Genomic DNA, 11,293 nt, shown 5'->3' on the forward strand with positions numbered 1-11,293 from the left:
CCTTTCTGCTAATCAAGGTAATAGACTCGCTTCACACGGGTACTAATATTGGTGAGAAGCTCATAGGGGATGGTACCGATCTGATCTGCCAACTCCTTGAGCGAAATTTCCGGCCCATAAATGATTGCTTCATCTCCTGCTTGAGCCTCTATTTCTGTAATGTCAACCATCAACATATCCATGCACACGTTACCGATGACCGGAGCTTTTTTTCCTTGAATGAGGACATAGCCTTTTCCATTGCTGAATCTTCTATCATAGCCATCTGCATAGCCAATGGAAAGAGTAGCAATTTTACCTCCTTTGGGTAAAGATCCTTTACGCGAATATCCAACAGTCTCCCCTGGAGCTAAAGTTTTTACTTGGGAAATCGTCGTTTTTAAGGTGGAAATTGGCTGTAATGAACTATCAAATCTACCTGTGACCTCCACTCCATAGAGTCCAATTCCTAAGCGCACCATATCAAACTGATAATCCGGAAAAGCGATAATACCTGCCGAATTCAAGGCGTGGCAAATCGGTTTGTAAGTTAGAGATTGAAAGATTTTTTCCTTCATGTCATTAAAAACAGCAAACTGCTTCAGCGAAAAATCTTGATGAATGGATTCATCCGCTCCCACCAAATGGGTATAAATAGAGGCAATTTCCAACTGTGGATAAGTTTGGATCAATCGCTCCAATTCAGATATATCATTTGGCTCAAAGCCAAGACGATGCATTCCAGTATCGAGGTCTAAATGAATTTTTAGCCAGGAATCTTGACGGCTGCACCATTCCCCAAGGTTTTGGAAAAAAGGATTTGAAAAGACAACTGGCTCCAGATCAAATTCCTGACATAATGAAAAAGACTCTTCCGCAGGATTCAAAACCATGATCGGAAGTCGGATTCCTTCTTTTCGCAAGGAAACTCCCTCATCTGTAAATGCCACGGCGAGGTAATCAGCTCCTAAAGTTTGAAGGTGATTGGCAATCTCAGCTGCGCCACCACCATAAGCAAAGGCTTTCACCATGACCATGACTTTGGTGCTGGATTTTAATTGTCTCTTATAAAAGTTGAAATTATGAGTAAGTGCATTGAGGTTGATTTCGAGTGAAGTTCCATGGATTCTTTGTTGCAATCGATTCACTATCCGCTCAAAGCCGAAAGACCTGGCTCCTGTAATCAGGATCAAATCATTAGAAAACGAATTTGGATCTAGCTCCGAAAGCAGCTCTTCGGTCGAATTGAAAAACCTAAATTTGTTGCCCAGTCCTTTTTCCAAAAGTTTTATTTCATCTCCAACTCCATACACTTCATCAAATTGATAGCGCTCAATCAGCTCCAAAACCTCCTGATAGAGAGTTGTGGCATTGCCCTGCTGGAGCATATCTGAAGTGATTAGGACTTTTTTTCGCTTTGGTCGCTGCTGCTGCATAAAATCCAGCGCAACTTTCAATCCAGCCAAGTCATTGGTATAGGTATCATCAATAATCAGTGAATCATTGACACCTGGCTTGAGCGTGAGTCGCATATCTACTGGCTTCAAATGACTGATCCCAGTTTGGATTAAAGCCGGATCCTGACCTAAAGTAAGTGCAGCGACGATTACATGCGTGATATTCTCTACCGATGCCGTATCTGAAAAGGGAAGTTGAAAAGTATGCGTACTGAGATCTTCCTTCACTAAAATCAGGCGCGAATGACCTACCTGAAGCTTGAGCGATCTGGTATAAACTGAACCAGGATGATCAGACCAAGAAATTCTTCTATTGGGTGGAAAATGCCTTTCCATTTCACTTTTGACCAAGTCCTGATCCTCACAATAAATAATCAGTTCCGCCGATTGAAAGAGCAATAACTTCTCTGAAAGCTTAGTTTTAAGGTCAGGGAAACCTTCCTGATGTGCTGTTCCGATATTAGTAAAAATCCCCAAATTCGGTTGGATCATACCGGCCAAAGCAGCCATTTCTCCTGATTTGGAGATTCCTGCTTCCAAAATTGCGACCTGATGATCTGCCTTTATTCCAAAAATAGATAGCGGAACACCAACCTGTGAATTGTAGCTCTTCGGACTTTTTGCTACAGCATAGCTTTGACTTAGGATTTGAGCCAGCCACTCCTTGACAATAGTTTTTCCATTACTGCCTGTGATTCCAACAACTGGGTATTTGAATTGCTCGCGAGTATATTTTGCGATTTGCTGTAGGGCTAATCTAGTATCTGATACAGCCAGGAATGCCTGTGATCCAAAAGAAGCAGCTAGCTTTTCTGCAGACTCCGTCGGGACTAAAAACACCTCCACTCCAACTTCAATCAAGGATGGAATAAAACTTTCCCCTTTGGCTTTTGACCCTTGCAAAGCGACAAAAAGCGTTTTCGCCGGATTGAAAATCTGTCTGGAGTCAATACTAATCTGCTCAATCATTCGACTCCCATCCCCTTGGATAAGCTTGCCATTGGTGATTTCTACCAGCTGATTGAGGCTAATACTATTCAGCATCCTTCGACGATTTTTTCTTCTTCTTTTTGAAAAACACCTGCTTTATCCACCGAGGCAGAAAAACTGCTCCTAAAATCAGGTATGGATAGTAGGAGAGCAGTCTCCACAGAATACTCGTGATAAAGGTATAACCCTCAAGGAACTGGGTGAAAAACTGTCCGAAGAAAAATTCAGCCGTTCCACTACTCCCAGGAGTAGGGGAGATCATCATCACAATCCACATGATGACTTGCCTTGCAAAGACAATAATATTTTGCTCGATTGATAAGGGTACAAATGCTGAAATCAACGCATTCAACATAAAATACCTAGAGCACCAGATCAATATAGTCGCGCCTATTAAGGGAAGCCACCAGCGAAGATTTTTTCCGGCTAGCTCTTTTGAGGCTTCGATAATTTGATTTCCGTATTCATCAGCATCATGCTTCCACTTACTAAGAAACTTGATCGAAAAGAGTTTAATCAACAACCACTTAAATACACGAGGTCTATAGAATAAAGCCAATGCCATCACCAAACTATAAGAAGCATAAAGGGCATAACTAATCCAGAATATGGCCTGAAGACTATTTTCAAGCTGGGATTCTAAAACTTTACTAGATGGAAAAATATTCCCCTGTGCAAAAAACAGGATGATTGGGGCTCCTATCACGAAGAAGAGATTGTCCAAAATTGCAGTGATCATCACATAGGCAATTGCTCTTCCCAGCTTGATTCCTTCTTTATTCAAAATGAACATTGCCACGGCTGTACCACCGACCACCGATGGAGTGACTGCCGATGCAAATTCCCAGAGAATGATCACATAAATAGCTCGAGTCCACGTAAGTTGCTTACCGGTAATTTCTCGGATTCGAAATACATAGCCTGCGTCTCGGATTAGGATAAACAATGCAGCAACTATAACCCAGGGAATTGAGGCATCAAAAATACCCTTCAAACTATTCGCATTGACAGAGGGGTCAAAATAAAACATCCCAAATACAATCGCGAGGCCGATGAAGACCGGAACCCAAACCTTGTTAGGATTGAGGGTTTGAAAGATTTTTTTGTTATCCAACTTCATGCCTAAGCGATCGCCAACGGTTCAGTCTTTTCTACCCAAAAATTGTTGAAGCCTTCCCCAATCACAATGGTTACCATCTCCAGTTGAAGAAGCTCCAATATGGCCAAGAAGGTATAAATCACAAAAATTTTGTCTGCTTTATACGCGATAAAATCCGTAAATGGCACTTGCTTTTTAAAACTGATTTTTTCCAAGACAAAGTCTTTTTGTTGGGTAATGGTATAAGGATATTGAATTACGGTATGAGTAGTCTGGTCTTCTCTTGAAGCCAATTTGGCCATAGTTCGCTGAAACACCTTCAATAATTTATACAAATCTACATGCTGCATTTCAGCATCTACATCATCTACACTGCTCAGCGCACGTAGTTCCGCCAAAATATTTCCTCGTTTTTCTTTAGAAAGTTGCTCTCCTTCCATTGCTGAAAGGTCTTCAATTACAGATTTATATTTCTTGTATTCCAATAGATTTCTAATCAACTCTTCCCTAGGATCAATTTCTTCCCCTGCTTCATTCAGCTCAGGCCGAGGAAGTAGCATTCGGGATTTGATCTTCATTAGAGTTGCTGCAAAGAGGATAAAGTCACTGGCCACTTCAATTTCCATTTTTTCCAGATGGTGTAGATAATCCAGAAAATCATTGGTAATCTTTGATATAGGAATATCATAAATATCCAATTCATCCCGCTCGATGAAGAACAGCAACAAATCGAAAGGACCTTCGAAGAGAGGTAATTTGATTTCGAAACTCAAAGGATATTTAAATTAATGGTTAATTTTGCCACATTGCAGTCAAAGATATCCAATAAAGGTAAAAATTAATTGGTATGACTGTTGAAAGAACAAAGACAGTAGATACTTACACCAGCGGAAAAACAAAGATCCAATAGTTATGTTATCTTTTTTTGAAATTGAATAATCCGAATGCTGATACAACCAGGAGAATTATTAGCCCAAATCAACAGCCCGGCTGACCTTAAAAAGTTTCCCAAGGAAAAGTTGGTTCAAATTTGTGATGAGCTGCGCCAGTTTATTGTAGATAATGTTTCTGTTTATGGCGGACATTTTGGGGCAAGCTTAGGGGTGGTAGAACTTACAGTGGCACTTCATTATGTGTTAAATACCCCAGAAGATCAACTTGTATGGGATGTGGGACACCAAGCTTACGGACACAAAATCCTCACAGGTAGAAGAGATCAATTTCATACCAACCGGATTTACGGTGGTCTATCCGGTTTTCCAAAACGAAAAGAAAGTGAGTACGATACATTCGGAGTAGGACATTCCAGTACTTCAATTTCTGCAGCACTTGGTATGGCTGTTGGATCCAAATACAAAAAATCGGGAATCCAGCATGTCGCAGTCATCGGAGATGGATCCATGACAGGAGGAATGGCATTTGAAGCGATGAATCATGCTGGTGTCAGTGATACGAATTTGCTGATCATTCTGAATGATAACTGCATGTCCATCGACCCAAATGTCGGTGCGCTAAAAGATTATTTGACAGATATAACCACTTCGCATACCTATAATAAAGTAAAAGATGAGGTTTGGAAACTACTCGGCAAGCTAAGCAAGTTTGGAAGCAGTGCCCAGGAGGTTATTTCAAAAGTAGAAGGGGGAATCAAATCTGCTTTACTCAATCAAAGCAACCTATTTGAATCATTAAATCTGAGGTATTTTGGTCCTGTAGATGGCCACGACGTGAACCATTTGGCAGAAATTCTGAAAGATCTAAAAGATATTCCAGGACCAAAAATCCTTCATTGTGTTACTGTAAAAGGTAAGGGCTATGCCCCAGCAGAAAATGGAAATAAAACTACTTGGCATGCCCCAGGTACTTTTGATAAAGTAACTGGCGAAATATATAAGAAAACACCAAGCAAACCACAGGCACCAAAATACCAGGATGTTTTCGGTCATACGCTATTAGAACTGGCTGAGATGAACGATAAAATAATGGGAGTAACTCCTGCTATGCCATCAGGTTCATCGATGAATATCATGATGAAAGCGATGCCGGATCGTGCTTTTGACGTGGGTATTGCTGAGCAGCATGCGGTTACTTTTTCAGCAGGATTGGCTACACAAGGTTTAATACCTTTCTGTAATATTTATTCGACATTCATGCAGCGGGCTTATGATCAGGTAGTTCATGATGTTTGCCTTCAGAATCTCCCGGTAGTGTTATGTCTGGACAGAGCAGGCTTTGCTGGAGCTGATGGACCTACACATCATGGGGCTTATGATATTGCATATTTTAGATGTATTCCGAATCTGGTAGTAGCTGCACCTATGAATGAGGAAGAACTCCGAAACATGATGTATTCAGGTTCCCTCCACGAAGGACCATATTCCATTCGATACCCAAGAGGAGCTGGAGTGATGCCAGAATGGAGAACACCTTTTGAGCAAATCCCGACTGGACAAGGCAGAATCGTCAAAGAAGGAGAGGAGATCGCTATTTTGACTATAGGGCACATCGGAAACTATGTAATCGAAGCAACTGAATTATTTGAAAAGGATGGTTTAAATCCGGCTCACTATGACATGCGATTTGTAAAGCCTCTTGACGGTGATCTTCTTCATGAGATTTTTGGCAAATTCAAAAAAGTAATCACCATCGAAGACGGATGTCTGATGGGAGGTTTCGGCTCTGCAGTAATCGAGTGGATGACTGATCATGGATACCAAGCTCAGGTGAAAAGATTGGGTATTCCTGACGAAGTAATCGAGCATGGCGAGCAGATTGAATTGCATCGCGAATGCGGATTTGATCCTGAGGGAATTGCAGAAGCAGTTAGAGACTTATCGGAAGTTTCAAAGATCGCTTAACCAGCAATTTACATGTCTCAAATTCATTTTTCGGAATTCGGAAAGGGTCAACCTGTTGTCTTAATCCATGGTTTCTGTGAAATTGGAGACATGTGGGAAAGTGTAGCAACTGCTCTTTCCAGTCAGTTTCACGTGTATTATCTAGACTTACCCGGATTTGGAATGAGTCCATTAGCGGTAGATCATGTGACTTTGGAAGAGGTCGCAGTGATGCTTGAAGAGTGGATGGATGAGCAAAAAATTCATAATCCTTTTTTAATTGGTCATTCTCTGGGTGGCTATGTTACTTTAGCACTATTAGAGCTGATGGGTTCAAGAATCAAAGGAATTGGACTGGTCCACTCGACGGCATTTGCTGATGATGAAGAAAAAAAGAGTGGTAGAAACAAGACCATTACTTTTCTGAGAAAGCAAGGTGTAGAGAAGTTCGTCACAGCCTTTGTTCCACAGCTTTTCACTCCAAGCAATAGGAAATTTTTTGAAAAAGAAATTGAACTAGCCGTTGATCAAGCTAAAAAATCTACACTTCACGGACTTATCGCTTTCACAAAGGCCATGCGAGATCGAAAATCCAGATTATCACTACTTGAGGACTTCAAAGGACCTAAGCTTATGATTGCAGGCACGGAAGACGGAGCTGTCAAAATAGAAGCCAGCAGAATGCAGCAACGCCTATTCACACAATACCATGAATTAAAAGGTGTCGGCCATATGGGTCAGGTAGAGCGAAAAGATGAGGTTATTGAGATTTTGAGGGGGTTTTTGAATGAAAATTGAGATAATATATTCAGAAAAGTTATAACTGGGTTTCTCAAAAAGTCTTCTCCAAAATCCTGATCAACCTTTCCAGGTATTTCTGATCCTCAGCGTCAAAATCATCAAGTATATCACTATCTACATCCAATACCATTACAACTTCCTCTTCTTTAAAAACTGGAATTACTATCTCTGATTTGGATGCTGCACTGCAGGCAATATGTCCAGGAAAAAGCTCCACATCGGGCACAAGCTGTGTTTTCTTTTCCATCCAAGCAGTTCCACAAACTCCCTTTCCGGGATTAATTCGTGTACAGGCGATTGGACCTTGAAATGGGCCAAGAACCAATTGACTTCCTTTTACCAAATAAAAACCTACCCAGAAAAAGCCAAATGCTTCTTTTAACGCTGACGAAATATTGGCCAGATTAGCATAGAGATCCGGTTCTCCTGAAATCAAAGCTTCAATTTGAGGAAGAATAGCTTCATACTTTTCTGATTTGCTAGCTTCTGCTGGGATATATAGATTTTCAGACATGATAATAGATATGTAATAAATCGTTTTGAATTTGGTAAATCTCAGAACTGATTTGACCCAAAATTGGAGCAGAGATTCCTCTCTCGAATTTGTTCTGACTTGTAAAAACGCGGGCTTCATCCCAAAGTTCCGCTTCGATGAATTTGGAAAGCAAATAGCTTCCCCCTTCTACGATTAGGCTTTGAATGTTCCGGTTGATCAATTCTTCCAAGAGTTCGGAAACCTCAAACCCTTGGCTGAGCTTGATATATTCAAGGTTTTCGATTTTTTCAGACTTTTGAGTATTAAAACAAATAGTGGGGATGGTCTGATCAAATAGCTTGAGGGAATTCGCCAACTCAAGCTTGCTATCAATAACGAGTCGTGTTGGGTTTTTACCAACCCATTCTCTGACATTCAAAGAAGGATCATCGTACCTCGCTGTATTTTTACCTACCAGAATCCCATCTTCTTCTGCTCTCCATTTATGTACTAGCTGTCTGCTGGATGAATTACTGATCCATTTGGATGAAAAATCAGATCTTGCCACAAATCCATCTGCTGTTTGTGCCCACTTAAGAATCACATAAGGCCTCTTTTTTTCAATCTGAGTAAAAAAGCGCTTGTTTAGAAGACGAGCTTCTTTTTCCAAAAGACCTGTAATCACTTCGATTCCGGAATTTTCGAGAATCTTAATTCCTTTTCCTCCAACCAATGGATTCGAATCCACGGCAGCTATTACAACCCGCGCCAACTTTTTCTCAACCAAAAGATTTGCGCAAGGAGGAGTTTTTCCCCAATGTGCACAAGGCTCCAGAGTTACATAAGCAGTTGCACCCTTAAGCAAGGATTGGTCTTTTACGGCATTTATTGCATTCACTTCTGCATGTGCCTCTCCATATTGTTGATGGTAACCTTCTCCGATGATATTTCCTTCATGAACAATCACACACCCAACCATTGGATTTGGACTTACATTACCCCTTCCAAGAGCCGCAAGCTCGAGTGCCCTACGCATTAAAAGTTCATCCGAGCTGCTCATTGCTTTTTGGTAAAAGTGACTAATTCCAATTGGGTAATGGAAGCAGAGTCTACCTGGACATTCGTTATTCTTTGGGAATTATAAGTAGAATCCTTCGGATCAAAATAAAGTGAGTAAGTGCCTTTTGGGACTCGGAATAGATAGCTACCGGAAGTATTCACTTGGGTACTGATGGAATCTATTCCTTGAATGAGATAAATAGCCGGTTTTAGCGTTGCTGGAGAAATAACCCCTTTAACCTCACCTGCACCTGCCCCGAGTATAACAGTAAAAACAGGATCCAACTCAAATGACAAAGGATCTGTAGAAGTCTGCAAAATTGAAGATTCCAAATCTAGGTCCAGTATAATATCAAAAGCTACTCCCGCCTGTAAGTCCAACGCTGTCTCTAAAGTGACAAATGGATCCTCAGGTTTTTTTAGTGGCATATTATATCCCTTTTTTTCCTGATAAAGACTGTGCCTTGATCCCATTCTAACTTTAAGTCCAATTATTTTACCAACCGGCAATTCATCCCTGCCGATTATTAACGCACGTCCAGCCACTAAATCACTAACCCGTATTTTTTTGTCTCCTGTTTTGTATTCAAGGTAAAAAGTCTGACTTCCTGTTTCTCTTCCTTCCAGCAAAACTTCTACATCTACCCCTTCAATTTCTACCAAAACAGAATCCCACTTCGCTGGAGTATCCACCAAAACCAAATTGACCAATGCCTTTGGAGAGTCATCGATTTGGCTACAAGAACCGATGAACAATATCACTACAGCAAAAACAATAAGACTGAAAATAAATTTTTTCACATAGCAAATTTAGCCCAAAACTTTAGAAAACTTAGGTCGGGTTTGCGGTTCAATTTTAACATTCTTGAAAATGATCCATACCTATTTCTAGAATTTTTAGTCTTTTCTCTGATGAGCTTGTTATTTTTGGGGATGATGAAATGGGAAAAGCTTTTGGCCCGGGGAAGATTTGGAGATCCCCTTGGAACAAATCCGACGCAAGCAGCACGAAGTGAATTTGAAGTCGATTACGATCGAATCATTTTTTCTGCACCCTTTCGAAATTTGCAAGACAAAACACAGGTATTCCCTTTGCCTGAACAGGCTTTTGTACACACTCGATTAACTCATAGCCTCGAGGTTTCGAGTGTGGGACGGTCATTGGGAAAAGCTGCCGGAGAATTTCTATTAGAGAAGTATCCTACCTTGCAAAAATCCGGTATCACCTCCTATGAAATAGGAGCTGTTGTAGCAGCAGCAGCGTTGACGCATGACATCGGAAATCCACCTTTTGGACATGCAGGGGAAGAGGCAATCTCAGATTTTTTCCGATTACATCCTGCGGGTAGGTGCTGGGAATCACATTTGCGAAGTGAGCAATGGGCTGATCTCTGCAATTTTGAGGGAAACGCACAAGGCTTTCGAATGCTGGTTTCGAAGCAGTTCGGGTTGAAACTTACCTATGCGACACTTGCAGCGTTTACCAAATACCCCAGACCAAGTTTCATACCCCATCGAGATATTGCCCGACGTAGCCAGAAGAAATATGGTTTTTTTATTAACCAGCTGAGTGATTTTGAACAGATGGGAGCCTTCCTTGGTCTGGAGAAATCCAGCCCTGACTGTTGGCTGAGGCATCCATTAGCTTTTCTGGTAGAGGCTGCAGATGATATCTGCTACAGCATCATTGATTTGGAAGATGGCTGTACACTAGGCTTGGTAGGATTTGACGAGACAGTAAATCTGCTTGCACCAATTTTGAAAGATAAGTTTGACCCAAAAAAAATGGAGGGAAGAAGCGCTTCTCAGAATCTCGGAGCGCTTCGTGCTTTGGCCATCGGACAACTCATCCATGAATCAGTGGAAGTTTTTGCCAAGTATGAGGAGAGTATGTGTAAAGGAAATTTTGATAAGGCACTTACAGACATCATTCCTTCTGCAAAAGCACTTCAAAAAATTACAGAAGTCTCTGTTCAAAAGATCTACCGGTCCAAGGTAGTTTTGGAAAAAGAAGCTGCTGGCTTTCAGGTTTTAGAAGGACTACTATCGGTTTTCTCTCAAGCTCTTTACCATCAGTTTTACAGCCCAGATCAGTTTTCTGGAAAGGATAAAAGTATACTACGCTTGCTTCCGGAAGACTTTCCGCTCAAAGGATGGGGGGCTGAGGTCAATCCTTATCAAATGCTCAGGGCCTTGGTAGATTATATCTCAGGAATGACAGATAAATATGCACTTAACCTTTATCGAAGGGTAAACGGAATCTCTTTTCCTGGATCTTAATGCTAAATTTTGTTTGAAACAAAGGTCATTATTTATTTCTGAATAATGACTTTTACTGTTTCAAAATAAAATCATTCTTCGGCTTAAATCTTGTTGACTTTTAAGTCCTTACCACTGTATTAATTCGTAAATAAAAGAAATAGACAATTCCTTCCCAGGGTCAAAACACTGTCTATTATTCATTTAAATTGATTATGAAATATGTATATCCGCAAATGCACCAGTAGCCAAATAAGTTAGAAGTGACAGCCAGTGACAATCGCTTTCTTGCGGTCTTAACGGGTACTAAATTAGGTCAAAATAAACGGTTTTGACC

9 protein-coding genes are annotated in these 11,293 nt (G+C 40.9%); 3 read left to right on the plus strand and 6 right to left on the minus strand.

All coding sequences use genetic code 11. The features are described from left to right. Positions 1-8 precede the first annotated feature (8 nt). Genes P8O16_RS13070 through P8O16_RS13080 form a run of 3 tightly spaced genes read right to left on the minus strand, consistent with a single transcriptional unit; the run spans position 9 to position 4,298 of the window. On the minus strand, positions 9-2,480 hold the full coding sequence (locus P8O16_RS13070; protein ID WP_300315681.1) for a bifunctional UDP-N-acetylmuramoyl-tripeptide:D-alanyl-D-alanine ligase/alanine racemase: 2,472 nt from the start codon (positions 2,478-2,480) through the stop codon (positions 9-11). After that, positions 2,470-3,546, minus strand: coding sequence for a lysylphosphatidylglycerol synthase transmembrane domain-containing protein (locus P8O16_RS13075; protein WP_300315684.1), 1,077 nt, complete (start codon positions 3,544-3,546; stop codon positions 2,470-2,472). The genes P8O16_RS13070 and P8O16_RS13075 overlap by 11 nt, the downstream gene beginning before the upstream one ends. A 2-nt stretch (positions 3,547-3,548) precedes the next feature. After that, positions 3,549-4,298: a segregation/condensation protein A gene (locus P8O16_RS13080; protein WP_300315687.1), complete on the minus strand. Its 750-nt coding sequence runs from the start codon at positions 4,296-4,298 to the stop codon at positions 3,549-3,551. 171 nt (positions 4,299-4,469) lie between these two features. Between P8O16_RS13080 and dxs the strand changes: the two genes are divergently transcribed. Both dxs and P8O16_RS13090 read left to right on the plus strand, forming a co-directional pair. Continuing rightward, the gene (dxs, locus tag P8O16_RS13085) at positions 4,470-6,383 is read left to right on the plus strand and encodes a 1-deoxy-D-xylulose-5-phosphate synthase (RefSeq protein WP_300315689.1); all 1,914 of its coding nucleotides are present in this window, start codon (positions 4,470-4,472) and stop codon (positions 6,381-6,383) included. Positions 6,384-6,395: 12 nt separating this feature from the next. Beyond that, entirely contained in the window at positions 6,396-7,160 is a 765-nt protein-coding gene (locus tag P8O16_RS13090; protein ID WP_300315692.1) for an alpha/beta hydrolase, read from the plus strand. Between the two features lie 34 nt (positions 7,161-7,194). Here P8O16_RS13090 and P8O16_RS13095 read toward each other — a convergent pair whose 3' ends face one another. The 3 genes from P8O16_RS13095 to P8O16_RS13105 are packed head-to-tail and all read right to left on the minus strand — an operon-like array spanning position 7,195 to position 9,498. Next, a complete protein-coding gene (locus P8O16_RS13095) occupies positions 7,195-7,677 on the minus strand; it encodes a GAF domain-containing protein (RefSeq protein ID WP_300315694.1) in 483 nt (160 codons plus the stop codon). Next, the gene (gene ribD, locus P8O16_RS13100) at positions 7,670-8,698 is read right to left on the minus strand and encodes a bifunctional diaminohydroxyphosphoribosylaminopyrimidine deaminase/5-amino-6-(5-phosphoribosylamino)uracil reductase RibD (protein WP_300315697.1); all 1,029 of its coding nucleotides are present in this window, start codon (positions 8,696-8,698) and stop codon (positions 7,670-7,672) included. Before ribD ends, P8O16_RS13095 begins: the two co-directional genes overlap by 8 nt. Continuing rightward, the gene (locus P8O16_RS13105) at positions 8,695-9,498 is read right to left on the minus strand and encodes a DUF4382 domain-containing protein (RefSeq protein ID WP_300315700.1); all 804 of its coding nucleotides are present in this window, start codon (positions 9,496-9,498) and stop codon (positions 8,695-8,697) included. The genes ribD and P8O16_RS13105 overlap by 4 nt, the downstream gene beginning before the upstream one ends. A gap of 111 nt (positions 9,499-9,609) precedes the next feature. On the opposite strand from P8O16_RS13105, the gene dgt reads away from it, so the two are divergent. Further along, positions 9,610-10,977: a dGTP triphosphohydrolase gene (gene dgt, locus P8O16_RS13110; protein ID WP_300315702.1), complete on the plus strand. Its 1,368-nt coding sequence runs from the start codon at positions 9,610-9,612 to the stop codon at positions 10,975-10,977. The last annotated feature ends 316 nt before the right edge of the window (positions 10,978-11,293 follow it).

This window comes from Algoriphagus sp. (genome assembly GCF_029254265.1).
In the GTDB taxonomy this organism is placed as follows: domain Bacteria; phylum Bacteroidota; class Bacteroidia; order Cytophagales; family Cyclobacteriaceae; genus Algoriphagus.

Bases quoted from the DNA above. Each gene is read 5' to 3' on its own strand.
- P8O16_RS13070 (WP_300315681.1), bottom strand. From the start codon at position 2,480: ATGCTGAATAGTATTAGCCTCAATCAGCTGGTAGAAATCACCAATGGC.
- P8O16_RS13075 (WP_300315684.1), bottom strand. From the start codon at position 3,546: ATGAAGTTGGATAACAAAAAAATCTTTCAAACCCTCAATCCTAACAAG.
- dxs (WP_300315689.1), top strand. From the start codon at position 4,470: ATGCTGATACAACCAGGAGAATTATTAGCCCAAATCAACAGCCCGGCT.
- P8O16_RS13090 (WP_300315692.1), top strand. From the start codon at position 6,396: ATGTCTCAAATTCATTTTTCGGAATTCGGAAAGGGTCAACCTGTTGTC.
- P8O16_RS13095 (WP_300315694.1), bottom strand. From the start codon at position 7,677: ATGTCTGAAAATCTATATATCCCAGCAGAAGCTAGCAAATCAGAAAAG.
- ribD (WP_300315697.1), bottom strand. From the start codon at position 8,698: ATGAGCAGCTCGGATGAACTTTTAATGCGTAGGGCACTCGAGCTTGCG.
- dgt (WP_300315702.1), top strand. From the start codon at position 9,610: ATGAGCTTGTTATTTTTGGGGATGATGAAATGGGAAAAGCTTTTGGCC.